We start from the raw sequence: 21,607 nt of genomic DNA, 5'->3' as shown, positions 1-21,607 counted from the left end.
AAGCCAGCGAGGCGCTGGCTTTTAGGATAGTAAGGTTATTTACCTATTACTTATGTCTTTCCCGCAGCCGGTTAATCACCGAACTTAAATTCAAATCCTGATCCTGTAGCAGAACCAGTAAGTGATAAACCAGATCGGATGCTTCATTGGTTAGCTCTTCACGGTCATTAACTGTTGCGGCCAGTGCGGTTTCTACACCTTCTTCACCTACTTTTTGAGCAATGCGTTTGGTTCCGCTGGCATACAGTTTTGCGGTGTAAGAGGTGGCCGGATCCGCCTGCTTACGCGAGGCCAGCAACTGCTCTAACTGATAGAGAAATGTCCATTCAGTTTCAGCAGGCGCAAAGCAACTGCTGGTACCATTATGGCAGGTAGGACCAACCGGATTGGCCAGAATCAACAGACTATCGTTATCACAGTCCGGCGTCATGCTGACAACATTCAGGAAGTTGCCGGAGCTTTCTCCCTTGGTCCATAAGCGCTGTTTTGTTCGGGAGAAAAAGGTCACTTTACCGCTTTGCTCTGTAGCGTGTAAGGCTTCCAGATTCATATAACCTAACATCAGAACCTCGCCGGAAACCGCATGCTGGACAATCGCTGGCATCATACCGTCGACTTTTTCCCAATCCAGCTGGCTGTGTTGCTGTTGCGTTAACATGTTCTGATCTCCACTTGATTATCGGCAAGATAGCGTTTTAGCTCACCGATATTGATAATTTGCTTATGGAACACCGATGCGGCCAGTGCGCCGTCAACGTTAGCGACGTTAAATGCATCGAGAAAATGTTCCATTGTTCCGGCACCGCCAGAGGCAATAAGCGGAACTTTACAGACCTGGCGTACCAGCTTCAGCTGTTTCAAATCATAGCCGTTACGAACACCATCCTGATTCATCATATTTAGCACAATTTCACCGGCTCCGCGCTTTTGTACTTCCTGTACCCAATCCAACGTGTTCCAGGCGGTGGCTTTGGTGCGGGCTTCGTCACCGGTAAATTGATAAACCTGATAGCTTTCTTGTTCAGCGTTATACCAGGTATCAATGCCCACTACCACGCACTGCACGCCGAAACGGTCGGCTAACTGAGAGATCAATGATGGATTAGCTAATGCCGGAGAGTTAATGGAGATTTTATCCGCGCCAAACGAGAGGATCTGACCGGCATCTTCAATGCTTTTAATTCCACCGGCAACGCAGAAGGGGATATCAATCACTTCTGCTACTTTTGAGACCCAGCTTTTATCCACTACGCGGCCATCGGAAGAGGCGGTAATATCATAAAACACCAGTTCATCCGCGCCTTCTTCAGCATAGCGTTTGGCCAGTGGAACAATATCACCAATGATTTCATGATTGCGAAACTGCACGCCTTTAACCACCTGACCATCACGAACGTCCAGACAGGGTATTATCCGTTTTGCCAGCATGAAATGGCCTCCTCTACGTTAAATTTACCGTCCAACAGGGCACGACCAACAATCACGCCTTTTACACCGCTGGTGCGCAGGGCAGCAATATCATTCAGACTGCCAATCCCGCCGGATGCCTGAAATGCAATGTCCGGATAACGCTGGCTAATTTCACAATATAAATCGACGTTAGAACCAGCCAGGGTACCGTCACGGGATATATCGGTACAGAGCACGTGCTTTAAGCCATAGGGAAGATAGCGTTCTACTATCTGTTCCAGAGTCTGGCTGGAGTTTTCCTGCCAGCCGCTAATGGCTACGTTTTTATTACCGTTATCATCAATGCGTACATCTAGCGCCAACACCAATGCATCGGCACCAAAACGTTTAAACCATTGTTCTACCATTTCGGGCTGGCGTACGGCGGTTGAACCGATAACTACCCGGCTGGCTCCGGCATCAATTAAATCACTGACGTCTTGTTCTGTACGAATACCGCCACCAATCTGAACCGGAACCGAAACACCGGCTAACAGTTTGCGTAATAAAGGCAACTGGCGAGCTTTCGGGTCTTTAGCACCGGTTAAATCAACCAGATGCAGTACCTGAGCACCTTGCTGTTGATATTGTTGCAGGCGCGGCAGTGGATCGTTACCATAATCGCGCTGTTGTCCATAGTCTCCCTGATGCAGACGCACTACGCTGCCGTCAATCAGGTCTAATGCAGGAATAATCATCTCAGTTACATCTCCAGAAAGTTTTTCAGTAGTTGTGCGCCGGCCTGACCAGAACGTTCTGGATGAAACTGTACGCCGAAGAAGTTGTCTTGCTGTACTGCGGCGGTGAAGGGCTCGCCGTAGGTGGAGTGCGCGATAGTGGCTGAACATACGGGCATAGCGTATCCATGTACGAAATAGAAATAAGCACCGTCCTCGATGCCGCGAAACAGATGATGACCCGCCAGTGGATTGACGTTATTCCAGCCCATATGAGGGAGAGGCAGGTTGTGCGCTTTCATCTGCTTGATCGGAGCATCAATAATGCCCAGCGTATCTGTTGAGCCTTCTTCACTGCTTTTAGCCAGTAGCTGCATACCGAGGCAAATGCCTAAAACCGGTTGAGTACAGGCTTTGATTAAAGGGATTAATTCGCGCTCATTCAGTATTTTCATGGCGGCAGAGGCGGAACCTACACCGGGAAGAAATAGCTTGTCAGAACGCAGAACAATGTCTGGATCCCGACTCACTACCGGGTTATAGCCCAGGCGCTTAACCGCATAAGCCACCGATGCCAGGTTGGCACAGCCGGTATCTAAAATCACCACTTCCATTACAGCACCCCTTTTGAGCTCGGCAGGGTATTACCCTCTACGCGGATTGCCTGACGCAGGGTGCGGCCAAATACTTTAAACAGACTTTCCACCCTGTGGTGGTCATTTTTACCCTTGGTTTTCAGGTGTAAGGTGACCGCCATTGAGTAAGACAGCGAGTGGAAGAAGTGTTCCACCATCTCAGTGCTCATATCGCCAACGCGCTGATGGGTAAATTCGGCTTTGTACTCAAGGAAAGGACGACCGGAAATGTCCAGCGCACAGCGGGCCAGACACTCATCCATCGGTAGTGTAAAACCAAAACGGCCAATACCGCGTTTATCACCCAATGCCTTTTTAAGCGCTTCACCCAGTGCCAAACCGGTATCTTCAATGGTGTGGTGATCGTCAATAAACAGATCGCCTTTCACATTGATATTCATACGAAAACCGCCATGAGTGGCTATTTGGTCCAGCATATGGTCAAAGAAACCAATACCGGTGTGAATTTTGCTGTCGCCCTCACGATCCAGCCAGACTTCCACATCAATGGAGGTTTCTTTGGTGGTACGAATAACATGAGCATGGCGGTCTGACTGAGTTAACTGTTCAACGATTTGATTCCAGCCCAGCGCATCACGCTGGTAGCGAATGCCCTGAATACCCATGTTTTTCGCCAACTGGATGTCGGTTTCCCGATCGCCAATCACCCAGGAATTCTCATAATCCATCACGGCTTTATGCATATAGGCTGCCACCATTTTTGTTTTAGGCTTGCGGCAGTCACATTTGTCTGCTGGCATGTGCGGACAGATCAGCGTTTCTTTAAAGCAAATTCCTTGAGAGGACAGAATCTGCATCATCAGGTTGTGTGGTGGATCGAAATCTTGCTGCGGAAAACTGCTGGTTCCCAGTCCGTCCTGATTGGTGATCATCACCAGTTGATAACCGGCATCCTGTAATTTCAGCAGGGCGGGAATGACCTGTGGCTCTAATGCCAGCTTATCTAACCGATCTACCTGAAAGTCTTCAGGGGGTTCGGCGATGATGGTACCGTCGCGGTCAATAAACAGATATTTTTGGCTCATGGCGGCTGTTTTCCTTAAAAGTTTTTCAAAGCGTCAGTGACGGCATCGCATTCACGCTGGGTTCCGATAGAGATGCGCAGGCATCCTTTCAGTCCCGGCTGTTTGTTTTGGTCTCTGAGTATAATTCCTTTATCCCAAAGCGCCTTAAAGGCTTTTTCTGAATCTGTCAGGTTAAATAGCAGATAGTTAGTTTCGCTGGGATAAACCTGGGTTACGCAGGCGCATTTAGCTAACGTTAGCTTCAGTTGATCGCGACGGGCATTGAGTTCTGCTACGCGTTTACGCATGGTGGATATACCCGTTTCGCTCAGTGCCTGTGCGGCAATGTCTGCCACCGGTGTTGAGAGTGGATAAGGGGCAATCACTTTCAACAGCAGATTGATAATCTCTTGGCTGGCGAGGGTAAAGCCACAGCGTAAACCCGCCAGTGCAAAAGCTTTGGACAGCGTACGCAACACCACCAGGTTAGGGTACTGGCTGAGCCAACTGACTACGCTGGCTTCAGGACAAAATTCAATATAGGCTTCATCAACGACGACTAATGCGCGTCCGGCAGTCATTGCCAGCAGTTCACGAATGTCGTCCGGATTGATCAGATTTCCGGTGGGATTATTTGGACTGCAAACGTAAACCAGTTTTACGCCTTCCAGTGCAGCGGCAATGGCAGGTAAATCTAACTGCCAGTCAGCTTTGCTGGCGACAGTCCGGCGTTCAACACCGAGGGTTTCGGCACTTACGCTATACATCCCATAGGTTGGCGGGCAGTAGAGCACTGAGTCTTTACCCGGCTCGCAGAAGGCTCGCATCAGTAATTCAATACCTTCATCAGCACCACGGCTAACGATAACCTGCTCTGGTTTTACGCCTGCGTAAGTGGCGTAACGTTGAATCACCTGAACCGGTTGGCATTCCGGATAGCGGTTTAAATTTTGCTCTGTCAGCTGATAACTGGTGGCTTCCGGATACTCATTGGCATTCAGCCAAACGTCACCGTTACCACCAATACGGCGAGCTGACTGATAAGGCGTTAACTTTCTTACATTATCGCGGGCTAATTGTTCAATACTCATTTACGCCTCCGGATTCAGTTGTTTTAGTTTGGCGACGCGCAAAGAGACAGCCTGTTTGTGGGCGGTTAATTGCTCAGCCTGTGCAAGGGTTTCAATCGTCGGGGCTAACGCCATAAAACCCTGCTGGGTTAACTGTTGAACGGTCATACGCTTTTGGAAATCCGCTAAGCCTAAACTGGAACTGGTTGCGGTGTAACCGTAGGTCGGCAATACGTGATTGGTTCCGGATGCGTAATCACCGGCAGATTCCGGTGACCAGTCGCCAAGGAACACCGAACCAGCGCTGGTAATTCGCTCCACCAGTGCTTCAGGATCGCGCGTCTGAATGATTAAGTGCTCTGGTCCATACTGGTTACTGATATCAATGCATTGGTCCAGATCTCTGGTCACAATTAAGCGACTTTCAGCCAACGCCTGACGGGCAATATCTTGTCGTGACAGGGTTACCAATTGCTGTTCCAGCTGTTCAGCAACGGCCTGAGCAATATCTCTGTCTGGCGTTAATAAAATAACCTGAGAATCGGGGCCGTGTTCCGCCTGTGACAGCAGATCCGAGGCGATAAAGGCAGGGGTTGAACCACTGTCAGCGATTACCAGTACTTCTGAAGGACCGGCTGGCATATCAATCGCCGCACCACCAATAGCCTGACTCACCTGACGTTTGGCTTCGGTCACATAGGCGTTGCCCGGTCCGAAGATTTTATCCACTTTAGGTACGGTTTCGCTGCCAAATGCCATCGCGGCTATGGCCTGAGCGCCACCCAGTTGGAAAACGTTTTTAATACCGCACAGTTTTGCCGCATACAGAATTTCATCGGCAATCGGTGGCGGTGAACAAAGCACCACTTCTTTACAACCCGCCAGACGAGAAGGGATGCCTAACATTAATACCGTTGACGGAAGCGGTGCGGTTCCTCCTGGAATGTACAGGCCAACGGATTGAATTGGGCGAGTAACCTGCTGACAACGTACGCCAGGCTGTGTTTCGATATCCACCGGTGGCAACACTTGAGCCTTGTGGAAGGTTTCGATATTGCGTGCCGCAATAGCCATTGCCTGTTTGATTTCGTCACCTAAACGCTCAGACGCCGCATTGATTTCTTGCTCGGTGATACGCAGGCTGGTGGTTTGTACTTTATCAAACTTAGCGTTAAGCAGGGTCAGCGCTCGGTCACCACCGGCTCTCACCTGTTCGATGATTTCGCTCACCGCGGTACTGATGCGATCGGATGCATTTACCGCAGGACGAGAAAGCAGTTCCTGCTGTTGCTGTTTATTGCATTGTTCCCAGTAGGTCAGTTGCATGGTGGTTACTCCATCATTTTTTCGATTGGTAACACCAGAATTGAGCTGGCACCGAGTTTTTTCAGGCTTTCCATGGTTTCCCAGAACAACGTCTCACTACTCACCATGTGCATGGCTACGCGATTTTTATCACCGGCCAGCGGCAGAATGGTAGGGCGCTCGGCACCAGGAAGCAGGGCGACAATCTCTTCCAGACGGTCGTTCGGTGCGTGCAGCATGATGTATTTGGATTCACGAGCCTGAATCACCCCTTGCATACGGGTCAGCAGTTTATTGATCAGTTCTTGTTTCTCGTCGGAGATTTCACCATCACGCTGAATTAATGTCGCTTTAGAACGATAGATTACGTCCACTTCACGCAGACCGTTGGCTTCCAGCGTTGCTCCGGTAGAGACTAGATCGCAGATAGCATCGGCCAAGCCTGCCCGAGGGGCAACTTCGACTGAACCATTTAACAGACAGGATTTAAAACGAACTTTTTGTTCGTCCAGATAGCGTTTTAACAGGTGAGGATAAGAGGTCGCGATACGGCTGTTTTGTAAGCATTGTGGACCGGTATATTCGGCATCCAGCGGCATAGCGATAGAGAGACGACACCCGCCAAAATCAAGGCGACGCAGGGTAGTATAACGAGGATCCTCTCCCTGAGCGCGGCGGCTTAACAGTTCTTCTTCCAGAACGTTTTCACCAATAATGCCAAGATCTACTACGCCATCCATAACCAGGCCGGGAATATCGTCATCACGTACGCGAAGAATATCAATGGGCATATTTTCTGCGAAAGCGATCAGGCGCTGTTGTTGGAGGTTAATTTTGATACCACAGCTGGCGAACAGCTTCTGGGATTCATCACTTAAACGACCTGATTTTTGCATAGCTATTCGTAAACGGCTTTTATCTAACATGGTAATCCTCTTATCTCTCTAATTTATTCTTCTTAAATCGTGGGCATTAAAAAAGCCCTCGGAAGGATTCTTCCGAGGGCTCTCTCTAACATTCTGTTCGCCACTGGAAGATCCGTTGATCGTCTTCCAGCACCAAAGGCCTGAAGACTAATCAGGGTGATGGTGATGATGGTGGTTAAACAGAACGTTATTCATAATATTTTGCGCCTTGAATCAGATAATTTATTTATGTCGCTGATAAGTAACCTACCCATTGTTTAACAGAATGGCAACTACTTTTTTAAATAATTATGCAGAATGTAGAATAGGTAAGAAAATCATGGTTGAACTATCTGCTCTAAATACCGATTGGTTACTGAATTAAACAGGTAAGGCCGTTAGTTTTGGCTTATATTGTATAGCGTTACTCCAACAAACAGAGTCATATATACCTACAGGTAAAATGCAGATGAAGAAGGTATCCATAATTGGTTTAGGCTGGCTTGGAATGCCGCTGGCACTTTCACTGGCAGGACAGGGATATATTGTCGCAGGCAGTAAAACCACACAGGATGGCGTTGAGGCGGCTCGTATGACGGGTGTAGATGCTTATCCTTTAGTGATGAGCCCTTCGCCAGAATGTGAAGCAGAGGATTGGGAGCAACTGCTGAACTGTGATGTATTAATTATTACCTTACCAGCCAGTCGCGATCCTGAGCGGGCGGATATCTACCGTCAGTCAGTACAGCTGTTAGTGGATAGCGCGCTGAGTAAGCAAATTTCCCGCATTATTTTTATCAGCTCTACCTCGGTGTATGGATCAGGGGAAGGGGAAATAACGGAAGCATCTTCTCTCAAACCGGAACGCGTCTCTGGCAACGCGTTGGTGAGCATAGAAAACTGGTTACATGATATGCCTCACCTGCAGGTGGATATTCTGCGTCTGGCGGGTTTGGTTGGACCCGATCGCCATCCGGGGCGATTCCTGTCCGGTAAGCAAGAATTGCCGGAGGGAAACTGTGGTGTAAACCTGGTTCATCAGGAAGATGTTATCGCAGCGATTCAACTATTACTGAAGCAGCCACAGGGTGGGCATGTTTATAACCTGTGCGCGCCAATGCATCCACGCAAACAGGATTACTATCCTCAGATGGCAAAAAAATTGGGTGTACCGCCACCGCAGTTTACGCCAACAGGTCGTACATCGCTGGGACGAATCATCAATGGGCAAAAGATATGTCGGGAATTAGGATTTGAATACCGCTTTGAAGACCCGGCATTGATGCCGTTGTTGTAGTTAAGCCCCGATGGTCTTCCGGCCGCCCTCGATGTTTATATCTGGACATCGAGGGCGGCCGGAATATTCAATAATAATTTGTTTCAGGTGGTTGACGTTAATTAACGATGCTCAAACGCCAGTGCTTTTTTCTCAATTAACCGCATCATCAGCGTGAGCAAACCATTAACACACAGATAGATAATACCGGCTGCGCCATACACCATCACGTCGTAGGTTCGGCCATACATCAGTTGGCTGTAACCCATCACTTCCATCAGCGTAATGGTATAGGCCAAAGAAGTACTCTTGAATACCAGAACAACTTCGTTGGAATAGGAAGAGAGGGCACGTTTAAAAGCATAAGGTAATAAGATCCGCAGGGTTTGCGCTTTAGACATACCCAATGCAGAGCAAGACTGCCACTGACCGGATGGAATGGCGCGTACTGCGCCGTGGAACAGCAAAGTGGAGTAGGCAGCACTGTTTAAAGCCAGTGCGATCATAGCGCACAGCCAAGGCTCGGACAGCAATTGCCATAACACCGGGAATTGCTTAATGCCTTCAAATTGACCCGGGCCGTAGTAAATCAGGAATATCTGTACCAGTAACGGAGTTCCGGTAAATAGCGTGATATAGCCTTTAACTATCCAATTAATGACCGGTGTTTTTAACGTCAGAACCACGGTAAACAGGATAGCCAGAATCAGCGCTACAATCAGAGCAACAATCGTCAGCGTCAGGCTGGTATGTAGCCCCTGTAATACATCCGGTAGATACTGAAACATTATGAAGCCTCCCGTTCAAAGCGCGTAGTGCGTCGCTCAATCAGGGAGAGAATATGCTGGCTAATCAGGGTAATGGCTAAATAGACCAGTGCCGCAATCATAAACCAGGTGAAGGGTTCCTGAGTGCGGATAGCAATACTCTTGGTTTGCAGCATCAGGTCATTAACGCTAATCAGTGAAACCAGTGCAGTATCTTTTAACAGAACCAGCCATTGATTGCCTAAGCCGGGCAGGGCATGACGCCACATTTGCGGCATGATTAAACGAAAGAAAATGGCGCTTTTACTGATACCCAGTGCCTGACCCGATTCCCACTGCCCACGAGGAACTGCTTTTAATGCGCCGCGCAGGGTTTGTGAACCATAAGCGGCATACAGTAATGACAGGGCAATGACACCGCACAGGAATGGGCTGACATCGAAGTTTTCAATATTTAGCTGAATGGTGACGCCCAGTAGGGTAAAGCCATCTGCAAGGGTCATCAACAGTTGTGATGCCCCAAAATAGATAAATAATACCACCAGAATTTCTGGCAAACCGCGCAGGATCATAACGACACCGGTGGCGATATAGCTAAGAAATTTCAGGCGAGATGACTCCCATACGGCAAAAAACATAGCCAATATCAGACCCAACACCAGAGAGCATACTGCCAGGCCGACGGTCATACCGGCGGCGCTGGCTAACGGGAGAATTTCATTCATTATTTGTCAGATTACTTCTGGAACCATTTGTTATAGATAGTCTGATAGGTACCATCTTTCTTGATTTTATCCAGTGCGGCATTCAATTTGTCGCGCAGGTCAGTATTCTTTTGGTTTACTGCAATGGCAAAGCCGGTACCAAAGTAGGCATTATCTGTGACCCTGTCACTAACACTGGTTAAATCATCATTTTTCTTCAGCCACTCGGCGACTACCGCCGTATCACCAAACACCGCATTAATACGGCCACTTTTCAGATCAAGAATGGCATTCTGATAGCTGTCATAAGCGACCGGCGTGATTTCGGTATGCTTCTCCAGCAGATATTTCTGGTGAGTGGTACCGTTTTGCATGCCGACTTTTTGTCCTTTCAGCGCGGCCAGATCGGCTACTTTGCCTTTGATAGCAATAAACTGAGCGGAGTTATCATAATAAGTATTGGTGAAGGCTACCTGCTCCAGACGCTCTGGCGTAACATCCATGGCGGCAATCGCGGCATCAAAACGACGGAATTTCAGGCCCGGAACCAGGCTGTCAAAACCCTGATTGGCAAAAGTACATTCCGCCTGAAGCTCTTTACACAGCGCATTAGCCAGATCGATATCAAATCCCTGAATCTGATTTTTTGCATCAACAAACTCAAACGGAGGATAGGATGCTTCAGTAGCAAAACGGATTTTTTCTGCGGCTGCGGCAGAAAGGCTAAGGCTTGCAAGCAGGGTGGCGACCAGTAATTTTTTCATATCCAGACTCCAGAGAGACTTAATGGGAGAGATAACCTGCAAACTCTTTGGTTTGCGGGTGAATAAAGGCATCGGCGGTGCCGTATTCTACGACATGGCCTTGTTCCATATAGACCACCCGGCTGGCAGTCTTCTTGGCAAACTCAACTTCATGCGTCACGATAACCTGAGTAATTCCTGTATCAGACAGTTCACGAATGATGTTTACTACCTGAGCAGTGATTTCAGGATCCAGCGCGGCGGTTGGTTCGTCAAATAATAGTATCTGAGGTTCCATCATCAAGGCTCTGGCAATGGCCACACGCTGTTGTTGTCCACCAGAAAGATGTAATGGGAAACGAGTACTGAACTCTTGTAAACGCAGACGCGCCAGTAGTTTCTCTGCCCGATCGATTGCAGCCTCTTTAGACAGCCCTAAAACCCGACAAGGGGCTTCAATCAGGTTCTGCATTACCGTCAGATGCGGCCACAGATTATATTGCTGAAATACCATACCGACATTACGACGTAACTCGCGAATGGCACTTTCTGATGGCGGCTGACTAAAATCAAATTTGTTACCTGCGATGGCAAGTTGCCCGGAAACCGGCATTTCTAACAGATTCAATACTCTGATTAGTGAGCTTTTACCTGCGCCACTAGGGCCGAGTAACACTAAGGTTTCTCCGCTTGGGCAGTCCAGTGTGATGTCAAACAGAGCCTGATGGCTACCGTAGAAACAGTTTATCGCTTTTAAATGAATACTCATGCGCCAATACTGAATAGTAATTAATGTGTTAATGGTAACGTTGACCGGATAGGGATGCAATCAAAGCCGTATAAAATTTGCAACGACTTCACAATTAACGGAAAACCGAATGACTAATCATCGACTATTTACCGGTAAATGCAGCGTCTTTAGTTTAGGTCAGGTTTAAAAATGGTACAAAAGGAGATAACAAGCAGAGGAAGAAAAAGGGGAGTATTGGCTGTCAAAGACAGCCAATCGGTGTTGCTGAACACATTACTGAGCAATATTCATTATAAAATTGCGCAATAAACCTCATAGGCAGCCCAACCAAGAACCGCGCCAGCAGGTAAATCGATAATATAGTGCTGTTTGGTAAACATGCAGGAAAGGGCAATCAGAATTGGGAACAGAAATACCCAGGGACCAAGCGTGCTGTATGCCAGTAACGCAGTCAGCGTGGCGACAGATACGTGCATGCTTGGGAAGCAGTTCGATGAGTCATCAAACTTTTGCACAAATAACAGGAATTTTTCAGACCAGCTTTTACCGGTATTCATGCTACGCCAGTGAGAGGGGGTAGAGACTGGAAACAGCATAAAGAATGTCATCTGCATAACCAGAAGAACAATATAGCTGAAAACAATCATGATGAAGTGACGGGAATCTTCCACAATCCAGTTGATATACAAAATGGCAGGATAGTAAAGGAAACTGTAAATCCATGACCAGGATGGCCAGAACGGAATTTTTTCATCAATGGCTGAGCTAAACTCACGGACTTTGGTAATCGTATGGCGTTGGGTAAAAAAGTAAAACTGATAAACACCAACAATAAGAATACCGCTTAAAATAAGATTGATAACGTAATCGATAGGACTCATGGGTTATTCCCTTAACTGATTCAATACTGGATTTTGTTGTTATATTGGTCTGATAAATAATAAAGGGCGATAGTATATAAATTAATTCAGCTTGTGTATCGCAAAGTCTGCATAGTCGGCGATTATCGCAACATAATTTGTATCAAACTATGAAAATGTTTCAGATTTACAGCCAGTTAATATAATTAGCTTTAAAACTAAATGGTCGCTCCTTTATAGGCTGAAAAAGAGTATTGTTTTTTTGAGTAATTACTTATCGTAAACTTATTGTTTTTTATAACTATTATTTAATTTTGATGCGTGTGGATAAATATGCTCAACCTCGACGCATCAGGACTTTCCCGTTATGATGATTCAATATCTGATTGATACCTTTGGAGAACGGTAATGCAACGTATAACGATTTCTATTGATGACGACCTGATGGAAGAGATAGATAACATTATCAAGCAGAAAAACTATCAAAACCGTTCGGAAGCAATTCGGGATTTAACCCGCACTGGTATCCAGAACTCCTCATTAGTGGTTGAAGGTAATCCCCCGTGTGTCGCGGCGCTGGTCTATGTTTATGACCATGAGTCGCGTGAACTGTCTAAGCGATTAACCCGCACTTTTCATGAACAACATGACTTAACGTTAGCCAGTCTGCACGTTCATCTTGATCACGGTAGCTGTATGGAAGTCTCTATGTTGAAAGGTGATGCAGAGCGGGTAGGACAGCTGGCTGAGCAGGTGATTACGGAACGGGGTGTAAGATATGGCAAGTTGGTGATGGTACCGGATAATAGTGGCGGACATTCCCACCATCACCATCATGATGACGAACATGACCATCATCATGATTAAGATTTTGTTTAAAATGTAAAAACAGGGCCCGGATTATTATCCGGGCCCTGTTTTTTATTGAACTAACAAAAAACCATTTAAAGCGCTGACTCGTAAATTTTCTGGCTGTCGGCTAAGGTGATATCACGGTGTTCGCCGAGTTGGGTCATTCCGTGTTCTTTTAGCTTTTCTATCAGTGCAGGAATCGAACTACCATCTAACTTATAGTCAGACAGGCGCGTAGGGGCACCCATTTGCTGGAAGAAGTTTTCGGTAGCTTTAATTGCTGCTTCGATACGCTGATCTTCGGTGCCGGTATCAATGTTCCATACGCGTTCTGCGTATTGCAGTAATTTCCCCCACTTCTGCGCTTTTTTGGCGCGCATAATGGCAGGCAGAATAATGGCCAGGGTTTGTGCGTGGTCCAGACCGTGCATTGCGGTCAGTTCATGGCCCAGCATATGGGTTGCCCAGTCCTGTGGTACACCAGCACCAATTAAGCCGTTTAATGCCATGGTGGCACACCACATGATGTTTGCCCGAACGGCATAGTTTTCTGGTTCTTTTAATGCTTTAGGACCTTCCTCTATTAACGTCAACAATAACCCTTCAGCGAAACGATCCTGTACTTTGGCATCAACCGGATAGGTGAGGTACTGCTCCATGGTATGAATGAACGCATCAATAACCCCGTTAACAATCTGGCGAGGGGGAAGAGTATAAGTCGTGACCGGATCCAGAATAGCAAACTGAGGCATCACGAACGGAGACATAAACGCTTGCTTATCACCCGTTTCACGACGGCTAATAACCGCACCATCATTCATTTCCGAACCGGTAGCCGGTAAAGTCAGTACCGAACCGATTGGTAGTGCTTTCGTGACTTTCTTTCCGCGACTGGTGACGATTTCCTAGGTTTCTCCCACGTAATCAGCAGCAGCGGCAATAAATTTAGTCCCGTCCAGTACTGAACCACCACCGACGGCAAGCAAGAAATCGATCTTATTGTTATGCACCATTTCTACTGCTTGCATCAGCGTTTCATAAGTAGGGTTGGGTTCAATACTACCGAATTCAAACAGGGTATAACCTTTCAACGCCTGATGAACCTGATCTAAAACACCGTTACGTTTAATGCTGCCGCCGCCGTAGGTAATCAAGACTCGGGCATGAGCAGGAATAACCATAGGGAGTTGAGCAATCTGACCCTGACCAAACAAAACTTTTGTAGCAAGATGAAGGCTGAAATTATTCATAGTGATAGATCCTGACGGTAACATGATGGATAAGAAACAGAATTTTTTCGTTTCGGAAATGCTTAACAAGATACTTTATTCACATTAACATAAAACCGATAGGTAATTGGCCTGTTTAATGTAAATGAGTGATTCATGGATGAGCCTAACTTACTGAGTAACAGAATATTCTGTCATAAGGCCTTTAACCAAAGCGTTAGATATTGAGTATACTAATGCTATTCACCGATTTTTTACATGCAAAATCACAAGCTTGAACAATACTGTTAGACAGTGCTTTGAACGTGATAAAGCCACATCTGAAATAACCCGTTGGGAGATATTGAAATGCAAAGACTAAGAATTAAAGAGTGGGCTAAAGTTCGTGAAACATCCGTTGAAATTGCAGAAGCTATTTTTGAACTGGCTAATAACGATGAAGTAAAAGCACAACAAATTTGGGACGAGGGCAGCGATGAAGTTCTGCCACTGGCATTTAGTAAAACCGATGCCGATCGCCTCTACTGGGGTGAAGAAACTATCGAACGTAAAAACGTCTGATAACGTTTCAGATGTTTTACCACCTTAATAACGTCGCTTTGTGCGACGTTATTGATCGTTATCCAATAGAACACAAAACTTCATATAAAACACATATAAATCAATTAGGCTCAGCGAACAGGTTTAGTTAACGGATTAAATAACCATGCGTAGGCCACTCTCCTCATATCATCCCTGGCTTTACTGGCTACGGGTACAACAACGGCGCTTTTTTCGTCAAATAAGCTGGCGACTAGGCTCCCGTAACTATACTAATCGGTTAATACCTGAGCAGCGTCTGGAATATCGCTTTATCAAGCACACCTCTAAGCTTATTCGCAAACTAGGTAATAGTGACATCGCTCTGCAACATAACAAAGTGATTAACCTTAAACTGGCAACGGCAGCAACCAGCGGTATTGTGATTGCCCCGGGAGAGTACTTTTCATTTTGTCGTCTGGTAGGGAAACCGACAGAAAAGCGCGGGTTTGTTGAAGGAATGGAGCTCTCTTATGGCGAAGCTCGTCAGGGAATTGGCGGTGGAATTTGTCAGTTAAGTAATCTTATTCACTGGATGGCTATCCATTCGCCGCTAGTAGTAGTGGAAAGAGCTAACCATAGTTTTGATCCTTTTCCCGATGAGGGGCGTATTTTACCTTTTGGTTCCGGTGCGGCAATTTTTTATAACTATATCGATCTGGTTTTGCATAATCCAACGCAAGATACCTTCCAACTGATTTTTAATGTGGCAGAACATCAATTAGAGGGAGAGTTGCTGTGTGATAAGCCCCGGGAAGTGAAATACCATGTTTATCAGCAGGCGCATCGATTTGTACGACAGGGCGATCGGGTATGGCGGCAAAATGAAATCTGGCGTGATATTTCAACCAAAGGCCAGGAACCGGTTATTTTACAGTCAGAGTGTTTGTATCGTAATAATGTGGTGGTTAAATATCATGTCGATACACAACGGCTGAACACAGATCTGTCATCAGCCTGAAGGTAACAGCAGACATTCGGCGCCAGCAAATTATTTTTTCTTTCTTAATTCAGTCACGGGAAATCCACCAATACCCCAGTTGTCCATATCCACTTCATCAATAACAACAACGGTAGTGGCCGGGTTTTTATCCAGAACCTTAACCAATAGTTGGGTTACTCCTTCGATAAGCTGCTTCTTTTGTTCTGCGGTAGCGCCTTCTTTAGTAATTTTAATATTGACGTAGGGCATGACGAAATTCTCCAGGTTGTTTATTCAGAGGCTTTTTTAAGGTATTGATATTAAATTATGGGCAGCAACCACAATTTTTACCAGCCACGATTTAGTGGTAGTTGAGTGCTGGCGCAAAAAGGCGTTATTCTTAATACCAATTGGTGTTGATAGGTCATTTTGTGGGTGGGGTAACCGATAATTGCATGCAGGACAATGAATTATGATTTTGATTACCGGCGGTGCACGCAGTGGAAAAAGCCGTCTGGCGGAACAGCTAGCCAATCAGAAGGCTGCTGCATACGGAGGAAATGTACTCTATATTGCCACGTCACTGGCGACTGATGATGAAATGTTGCGACGCATTGAACAGCATAAATTAACACGTCCTGCTCACTGGCGTACTCATGAAGGTTATCGCCAGACAGGCAATGAGATCCGTCAGCAATCAGGCTTTTTTCCGGTAATAGTGCTTGAATGTATAACGACTATGCTAACCAATCTTATCTTTGACTGGGCTGGCGATAGTGATCCCGACCAACTGGATTATTCGGCACTTGAACGTTGGCTGGAACCGCAAATGGATGATTTATTGAAGTCTTGTGCGGAGAGCAAAAGTGAAATCATTATTGTGACCAATGAGTTAGGTTGCGGTATTGTGCCGGAATATCCATTAGCACGACATTTTTTAGATATCGCCGGTAGGGTGAATCAAAAACTGGCTCAACAGGCGGATGAAGTACATCTTGTGGTATCCGGAATTGATGTGAAAATTAAAGGTTAATCATGAAATTTATTAAACTTTTTCTGGTCTCTTTGCAGTTTCTTACTCGAATTCCGGTTCCAGGACGCTATACAGACAGTGTTGAAATCAGTGAATATCGTCGTATGGTGATGGCTTTTCCGCTTGCCGGATTGACCATTGGTTTAATCAGCGCTTTTGTTTTTGTATTGACTCAATTGTGGTGGGGAAACCTGCTGGCTTCTGCCTGTGCAGTTTTAACCGTTGCCATGATTACCGGAGCGTTTCATCTGGATGGTTTAGCGGATACGGCAGACGGCATATTCTCTTCCCGCCCGCGAGATCGCATGCTGGAGATTATGCGCGATAGCCGCATTGGTACTCAGGGTGCATTAGCGCTGATATTTAAGATCTTATTGCATGTACTGGTGGTGTATCAGTTGGCCGAAAATCAGGCTTCGGTTGCTCATTTATTAATTGTCGCGCCGGTGGTTGGTCGTTCACTGAGCGTACTGCTGATGTACCGACAAAACTATGCCCGAGAGAGCGGCATGGGAAATTTGTTTATTGGCAAGATTGAACGGGGTGAGTTCTATACGGCATTGCTGATTGGTCTGGTGTTAGTATTTCTGTTTGCCGGTGGATACGGTGTATTAATGGCCGTGGTAGCTGGCGTATTGTTACTGGTTTACCGGGCGTTGATTCAAAGCAAATTGGGTGGACAAACCGGGGATACACTGGGTGCCGGTATTGAAATCGCTGAACTTCTGTTCCTGTTACTTATGGTTCATTGATTGATGCGCTTATATTTGGTGCGTCATGGTGAAACAGAAGTGAACCAACGACGGGTCTATTCGGGTTCTACCGACCATGAACTTAATGTACAGGGGATTGCACAGGCAGAGCTATTAGCTCGAGCCTTATCCGGGGTTCAATTTGATCGGGTCGTAACTAGTGGATTAAGGCGAACTCAGCAAACGGCAGAATATATCTCAGGGATAAACCGGCAGCAACATCAGCAATTAAATGGATTAAATGAAATTCATTTTGGCCTTTGGGAAGGGCGTCATTATCAAGAACTGGAGCAAAACGATAGCCAAAATTATGCCAACTGGTGCTCAGACTGGAAGAATTTTCCGCCCCCCGAAGGGGAGAGCTTTAATCAGTTCAATCTACGAATTCATCACTCTTTTACAGCCTGGTTAAATGAAGCTGAGGCTGCCAGTCTGAATAACATCCTGTTTGTCGGTCATCAGGGAACCTTACGCTGTATTTTACTCTCGTTGCTGAAAATGCCGGCAGAAGGCTTTTGGTTTTTTACCTTCAGGCATGACGCTTACAGTGTTATCGATATTCATCGTGGGCATGCGGTGATCCAGCAACTGAATGTTCTGGTCTGAAGCATCCATTTTTTGTAATACCACAACTCTCATAGGTCATTACCGTATATGCAAAGCTTAAACCAAATCATCGCTCAGATACGCCCCCTGGACAAACAAGTAATGGATGAGATGTCCATCAGATTGGATGGTTTAGTGAAGCCGGTAGGCAGCTTGGGCAGGTTAGAGCTACTGGCTATTCAGCTAAGCGGTATTTACCGTAGCCTGAATATTAGCGCACCTCATAAACAGTTAATTGTCATGGCGGCAGATCACGGGGTCTATGCTGAGGGAATCACTTTGGCACCGCAGGCAGTAACTCATCTTCAAATGATGAATATGGTAAAAAGCGTTTCTGGCGTTTGCGTACTGGCAAAACAGATGGATGCGGAGGTTTTGCTGGTGGATGCCGGGATTGATTCATCACCGATAGAGGGTGTTTTAAATCATAAGGTTCGTCGCGGCAGTGGAAATATTGCTACTCAGGCAGCCATGAGTCGTGAAGAAGCAGTAACACTGCTGGAACGTAGCGCACAACTGGCTATAGAGCAGGTTAATCGCGGTGTCAGATTAATCGGTACCGGTGAGCTGGGCATGGGCAATACTACGCCAGCGGCGGCAATGGTGAGTGTGCTTTGTAATGTGATGCCTGAACAGACTGTGGGTGTAGGGGCGAATTTCCCACAGGATCGTATGCAACATAAGATTGAGGTCGTCAAACGAGCGATTGCAGTTAACCAACCGAATGCGGACGATAGTATTGATGTATTGGCAAAGGTTGGTGGCTTTGATCTCGGTGGGATGGCGGGAGTAATGATAGGGGCAGCAGCGGCAGGAATACCTATCGTTTTGGATGGCTTTCTCTCTTGTGCTGCAGCATTGGTTGCCGTAAAAATTGCCCCACAGCTTCATCCTTATTTGATACCGTCCCACCGTTCTGCTGAGAAAGGTACACATTTGGCGCTAGAAAAGCTAAAACTTGTTCCCTATTTGGAGATGTCTATGAGACTGGGGGAAGGTAGTGGTGCTGTGATGGCATTTCCAATAATCGATGCTGCCTGTGCTATTGCGAATAACATGGGAAGTTTGGCGGAATCAAATATTTTATTATCAGATTGATTTGTTATTCATCAAATTGCACATGAAATTAGACTATAGTATTATTTTTTGTGGCGGCACTAAATGGAATATAGATTATAAAATAATAAATCGATAATCTTGCATAGTTATAGTTTACGTAATTATTTATTTCAGGTGACTATTAGGCTTGTAAGTGAAAATTAATGAAACATTATTCTGATTGTGTGCTGTAAGAAAAGAAAGTTAGTTTAAATAGAAAATAATCAGGCAGAATTTAGCGAATAATATTATTATAATCCTAATTATCTATAACAGATTGAGAACCATCGCTTTAACTGTTGCAGCTGTTTTATTGGATACAGAAAGCTTTTTAAGAATATTATTTACGTGAAAATTAACGGTTCTGTCACTGATTGACATCAAAATAGCAATTTCATTTGAGGTCTTGCCTTCAGCCGTCCAGCGTAGAATATCTTTTTCTCGTTTCGTTAGCTGATAATCGGCTTCATGGTTTTCTTGTGGTAAGAGATATTCTGCCAGACGGTTATGCGCGATTTGAGAAAGCCAGATAAGTGAAGGGGCTTGAACTAACAAGGTTTTAGCCGTGTAGTGCTGATCGGGACTGGCAAACGTTAACATTCCGACACGACCAATAGAATCTTTCTGAGCTTGAGAGATACCGTGATTAATGCCAAACGCTTTAGCTTCTTCCCAAAAATAGGGAGACGTTCTGTATAAGTCATCCTCCCAGAATAGCGCCTGGGTAGAGCGCAGGCCATGTTGAACGGTTGGATCTATTTCGAAATAATTATTGGACTGATAGGCCTGATTCCAGCCGATAGGGTAGTTATTAATAACCTGCGGTTGCTGGGCTGATAAGGGATATATGGGTCTTACTCCGTAAGCACAATATTCAAAGCCCAAATCGCTGGCTGCTTTTTGTAATGTTTTAAAGAAGGATTCTTTATCTTTGGTTTTTGATAAATTTTCATAGGTTCGATATAAATTAATTTTCAAAACCGCTTCCTTCGATAGAAAAACACTTAGAAATAAACCGACGGGAAATCGATATCGTTGAACAAGACAACGACATGATAAATTTTTATACACTTAATTATAATATATACACGAAGCCCGTCAGGTAGCCAGTACGCAATATAAATATAGTTAAACAACTGACTGATTGTAGTAACTAGTATACTAATATCATAATTTTGAGCTGTAAATAAAATATGTTGTACTAACCAAGCTTGATCACAACTTAAGATACCAAAGTTTAACACTTAAGGAGATGTGTGTGCAGAACAAGAAAGACATTAATATTGAAAATCATGATGAATGCCATGCAGCCAGCGTGGATTATCGCGTTAAAGTCGATGTCGATTTCTTTAAAAATGTTAAATTTACCCACCTCTATTCTGCGGCACATGCGGAACCTGAAGAATTACGCTTTCAGGGGGGAGTGATTACCGCCATTACGGGTTATACCGAATGGGTAAGTCAGATAACTCCCATTTTATCAATAGGTTGGGATTGGGAGCTGCGTTATGAAAACGCCAATTGTCAGTATGTGAAAATTGGACCAATCTTTAGCAATATCGCTTTTTATATGGATGAAAACTTACAGAATGAAACGGATGAAGAGGGATATATACAGCGACAACTTGATAACAAAATAGCTGAAATCGATTGGAATGAGAAAATATTTCAGTTTATCACTCAGTAACTCCGTGCGATAGCTAGTAGATCTGTCAGGTTACGCTCCGTAATCCAATGTTATTAATATATTTTTCCAATAAATTTACAGTGTGGGAAAATATATCATGGAATTTTTATCAGGTTCACCGCGTAACTTACCTTCTGGATTAGAAAATGAGCTTGCGGCATATCGCTATAAAGTTTTTGTTGAGAAACTGGGTTGGGAGCTAAACACCCCAATTGGATATGAGCGAGATCAGTTTGATAAGCCTGATACGGTGTACGTTATCGCCAGAAATAGCCAGAAAGAGATCATTGGTTGCTCCAGGTTGTTACCGACTACGGAGCCCTATTTGTTAAGTGAAGTGTTTCCTGAATTACTCAATGGAAACCACCCTCCAAGTTCACCTTATATCTGGGAAATATCTCGTTTCTCTGCGCTGGATTTAAACTCGTCCGCGCTGGAGAAGCAGCGGGGCAGCCTTTCATCGGTTGTTGCTGCTGGTTTATTAAAAGAATCAATAAACTATCTTGCTCAATATAATGTGAAAACCATTGTCACCGTCTCTCCACTTGCCGTGGAACGATTGATTAAAGGATTAGGCTACGACGTCCACCGGGGAGGGCCGCCGGTACTGGTTGATGGTCATCCGGTGATTGCCTGTATCATTAATGTGAGATAGCAGTATTCTCCATCCACGGGTTGTACC

The 21,607-nt window shown here is 45.6% G+C and carries 25 protein-coding genes, 1 pseudogene and 1 other annotated feature; of the genes and pseudogenes, 10 read left to right on the top strand and 16 right to left on the bottom strand.

Translation table 11 applies throughout. The features are described 5' to 3' along the window. Positions 1 to 46: 46 nt before the first annotated feature. Genes hisIE through hisG form a run of 8 tightly spaced genes read right to left on the bottom strand, consistent with a single transcriptional unit; the run spans position 47 to position 7,087 of the window. The gene (gene hisIE / locus EKN56_RS09865; RefSeq protein WP_130591624.1) at positions 47 to 658 is read right to left on the bottom strand and encodes a bifunctional phosphoribosyl-AMP cyclohydrolase/phosphoribosyl-ATP diphosphatase HisIE; all 612 of its coding nucleotides are present in this window, start codon (positions 656 to 658) and stop codon (positions 47 to 49) included. Further along, entirely contained in the window at positions 652 to 1,428 is a 777-nt protein-coding gene (gene hisF, locus EKN56_RS09860) for an imidazole glycerol phosphate synthase subunit HisF (RefSeq protein ID WP_130591623.1), read from the bottom strand. The genes hisIE and hisF overlap by 7 nt, the downstream gene beginning before the upstream one ends. Then, positions 1,410 to 2,147, bottom strand: a complete 738-nt coding sequence (hisA, locus tag EKN56_RS09855; RefSeq protein ID WP_130591622.1) for a 1-(5-phosphoribosyl)-5-[(5-phosphoribosylamino)methylideneamino]imidazole-4-carboxamide isomerase — start codon at positions 2,145 to 2,147, stop codon at positions 1,410 to 1,412. The genes hisF and hisA overlap by 19 nt, the downstream gene beginning before the upstream one ends. A 5-nt stretch (positions 2,148 to 2,152) precedes the next feature. Next, on the bottom strand, positions 2,153 to 2,740 hold the full coding sequence (gene hisH, locus EKN56_RS09850) for an imidazole glycerol phosphate synthase subunit HisH (protein ID WP_130591621.1): 588 nt from the start codon (positions 2,738 to 2,740) through the stop codon (positions 2,153 to 2,155). Further along, complete coding sequence (gene hisB / locus EKN56_RS09845; protein WP_130591620.1) at positions 2,740 to 3,807, bottom strand: bifunctional histidinol-phosphatase/imidazoleglycerol-phosphate dehydratase HisB; 1,068 nt, start codon at positions 3,805 to 3,807, stop codon at positions 2,740 to 2,742. Before hisB ends, hisH begins: the two co-directional genes overlap by 1 nt. A 14-nt stretch (positions 3,808 to 3,821) precedes the next feature. Next, positions 3,822 to 4,877 (bottom strand): histidinol-phosphate transaminase, encoded by a 1,056-nt coding sequence (gene hisC, locus EKN56_RS09840; protein WP_130591619.1) that lies wholly within the window; start codon positions 4,875 to 4,877, stop codon positions 3,822 to 3,824. Beyond that, positions 4,878 to 6,182 carry a histidinol dehydrogenase gene (gene hisD / locus EKN56_RS09835; protein WP_130591618.1) on the bottom strand — a complete coding sequence of 435 codons (1,305 nt, stop codon included), beginning with the start codon at positions 6,180 to 6,182 and terminating at the stop codon, positions 4,878 to 4,880. A 5-nt stretch (positions 6,183 to 6,187) separates the two neighbouring features. Further along, a complete protein-coding gene (gene hisG / locus EKN56_RS09830; RefSeq protein ID WP_130591617.1) occupies positions 6,188 to 7,087 on the bottom strand; it encodes an ATP phosphoribosyltransferase in 900 nt (299 codons plus the stop codon). A 46-nt stretch (positions 7,088 to 7,133) separates the two neighbouring features. Further along, positions 7,134 to 7,259 (bottom strand) — a sequence feature (His leader region). Between the two features lie 276 nt (positions 7,260 to 7,535). Between hisG and EKN56_RS09820 the strand changes: the two genes are divergently transcribed. Further along, positions 7,536 to 8,363 (top strand): SDR family oxidoreductase, encoded by an 828-nt coding sequence (locus tag EKN56_RS09820; protein WP_130591616.1) that lies wholly within the window; start codon positions 7,536 to 7,538, stop codon positions 8,361 to 8,363. Between the two features lie 101 nt (positions 8,364 to 8,464). Here the strand turns inward: EKN56_RS09820 and artM are convergent, their stop codons facing one another. The 5 genes from artM to EKN56_RS09795 form a co-directional block, all read right to left on the bottom strand. Then, positions 8,465 to 9,130: an arginine ABC transporter permease ArtM gene (gene artM / locus EKN56_RS09815; protein ID WP_130591615.1), complete on the bottom strand. Its 666-nt coding sequence runs from the start codon at positions 9,128 to 9,130 to the stop codon at positions 8,465 to 8,467. Continuing rightward, on the bottom strand, positions 9,130 to 9,834 hold the full coding sequence (gene artQ, locus EKN56_RS09810; protein WP_130591614.1) for an arginine ABC transporter permease ArtQ: 705 nt from the start codon (positions 9,832 to 9,834) through the stop codon (positions 9,130 to 9,132). Before artQ ends, artM begins: the two co-directional genes overlap by 1 nt. Before the next feature lie 11 nt (positions 9,835 to 9,845). Continuing rightward, the gene (gene artJ, locus EKN56_RS09805; protein WP_130591613.1) at positions 9,846 to 10,577 is read right to left on the bottom strand and encodes an arginine ABC transporter substrate-binding protein; all 732 of its coding nucleotides are present in this window, start codon (positions 10,575 to 10,577) and stop codon (positions 9,846 to 9,848) included. Between the two features lie 19 nt (positions 10,578 to 10,596). Continuing rightward, complete coding sequence (artP, locus tag EKN56_RS09800; RefSeq protein ID WP_130591612.1) at positions 10,597 to 11,325, bottom strand: arginine ABC transporter ATP-binding protein ArtP; 729 nt, start codon at positions 11,323 to 11,325, stop codon at positions 10,597 to 10,599. 272 nt (positions 11,326 to 11,597) lie between these two features. After that, positions 11,598 to 12,188: a phosphatase PAP2 family protein gene (locus tag EKN56_RS09795; protein ID WP_130591611.1), complete on the bottom strand. Its 591-nt coding sequence runs from the start codon at positions 12,186 to 12,188 to the stop codon at positions 11,598 to 11,600. A gap of 387 nt (positions 12,189 to 12,575) precedes the next feature. On the opposite strand from EKN56_RS09795, the gene nikR reads away from it, so the two are divergent. Beyond that, the gene (gene nikR, locus EKN56_RS09790; RefSeq protein ID WP_130591610.1) at positions 12,576 to 13,034 is read left to right on the top strand and encodes a nickel-responsive transcriptional regulator NikR; all 459 of its coding nucleotides are present in this window, start codon (positions 12,576 to 12,578) and stop codon (positions 13,032 to 13,034) included. Between the two features lie 77 nt (positions 13,035 to 13,111). Here nikR and yqhD read toward each other — a convergent pair. Then, positions 13,112 to 14,269: pseudogene (gene yqhD / locus EKN56_RS09785) on the bottom strand (alcohol dehydrogenase). Between the two features lie 327 nt (positions 14,270 to 14,596). On the opposite strand from yqhD, the gene EKN56_RS09780 reads away from it, so the two are divergent. Beyond that, positions 14,597 to 14,809 carry a YccJ family protein gene (locus EKN56_RS09780; RefSeq protein WP_130591609.1) on the top strand — a complete coding sequence of 71 codons (213 nt, stop codon included), beginning with the start codon at positions 14,597 to 14,599 and terminating at the stop codon, positions 14,807 to 14,809. Between the two features lie 145 nt (positions 14,810 to 14,954). Beyond that, positions 14,955 to 15,788 carry a VanW family protein gene (locus tag EKN56_RS09775; RefSeq protein ID WP_130591608.1) on the top strand — a complete coding sequence of 278 codons (834 nt, stop codon included), beginning with the start codon at positions 14,955 to 14,957 and terminating at the stop codon, positions 15,786 to 15,788. Between the two features lie 30 nt (positions 15,789 to 15,818). Here the strand turns inward: EKN56_RS09775 and EKN56_RS09770 are convergent, their stop codons facing one another. After that, positions 15,819 to 16,019, bottom strand: a complete 201-nt coding sequence (locus EKN56_RS09770; protein ID WP_130591607.1) for a 2-hydroxymuconate tautomerase family protein — start codon at positions 16,017 to 16,019, stop codon at positions 15,819 to 15,821. A gap of 202 nt (positions 16,020 to 16,221) precedes the next feature. Here EKN56_RS09770 and cobU point away from each other — a divergent pair, with 202 nt between their 5' ends. Genes cobU through cobT form a run of 4 tightly spaced genes read left to right on the top strand, consistent with a single transcriptional unit; the run spans position 16,222 to position 19,238 of the window. Then, positions 16,222 to 16,782, top strand: a complete 561-nt coding sequence (cobU, locus tag EKN56_RS09765) for a bifunctional adenosylcobinamide kinase/adenosylcobinamide-phosphate guanylyltransferase (protein ID WP_130591606.1) — start codon at positions 16,222 to 16,224, stop codon at positions 16,780 to 16,782. A gap of 2 nt (positions 16,783 to 16,784) precedes the next feature. Continuing rightward, positions 16,785 to 17,534 carry an adenosylcobinamide-GDP ribazoletransferase gene (gene cobS, locus EKN56_RS09760; RefSeq protein ID WP_130591605.1) on the top strand — a complete coding sequence of 250 codons (750 nt, stop codon included), beginning with the start codon at positions 16,785 to 16,787 and terminating at the stop codon, positions 17,532 to 17,534. Between the two features lie 3 nt (positions 17,535 to 17,537). Further along, positions 17,538 to 18,140 (top strand): alpha-ribazole phosphatase, encoded by a 603-nt coding sequence (cobC, locus tag EKN56_RS09755; protein ID WP_130591604.1) that lies wholly within the window; start codon positions 17,538 to 17,540, stop codon positions 18,138 to 18,140. A gap of 48 nt (positions 18,141 to 18,188) precedes the next feature. Continuing rightward, entirely contained in the window at positions 18,189 to 19,238 is a 1,050-nt protein-coding gene (gene cobT, locus EKN56_RS09750) for a nicotinate-nucleotide--dimethylbenzimidazole phosphoribosyltransferase (RefSeq protein WP_130591603.1), read from the top strand. Positions 19,239 to 19,505: 267 nt separating this feature from the next. Here the strand turns inward: cobT and EKN56_RS09745 are convergent, their stop codons facing one another. Then, the gene (locus EKN56_RS09745; protein WP_168189640.1) at positions 19,506 to 20,216 is read right to left on the bottom strand and encodes a LuxR family transcriptional regulator; all 711 of its coding nucleotides are present in this window, start codon (positions 20,214 to 20,216) and stop codon (positions 19,506 to 19,508) included. Between the two features lie 280 nt (positions 20,217 to 20,496). Between EKN56_RS09745 and EKN56_RS09740 the strand changes: the two genes are divergently transcribed. Both EKN56_RS09740 and EKN56_RS09735 read left to right on the top strand, forming a co-directional pair. Then, positions 20,497 to 20,925 (top strand): DUF4902 domain-containing protein, encoded by a 429-nt coding sequence (locus EKN56_RS09740; protein WP_168189639.1) that lies wholly within the window; start codon positions 20,497 to 20,499, stop codon positions 20,923 to 20,925. A 97-nt stretch (positions 20,926 to 21,022) separates the two neighbouring features. Continuing rightward, positions 21,023 to 21,580, top strand: a complete 558-nt coding sequence (locus tag EKN56_RS09735; RefSeq protein WP_130591600.1) for an acyl-homoserine-lactone synthase — start codon at positions 21,023 to 21,025, stop codon at positions 21,578 to 21,580. Positions 21,581 to 21,607 lie beyond the last annotated feature (27 nt).

Origin of the sequence: Limnobaculum zhutongyuii, from assembly GCF_004295645.1 — a bacterium.
GTDB lineage: Bacteria > Pseudomonadota > Gammaproteobacteria > Enterobacterales > Enterobacteriaceae > Limnobaculum > Limnobaculum zhutongyuii.
Note: the sequence above shows the minus strand (reverse complement) of the source record. Positions and strands in the feature narration are given on the sequence as shown.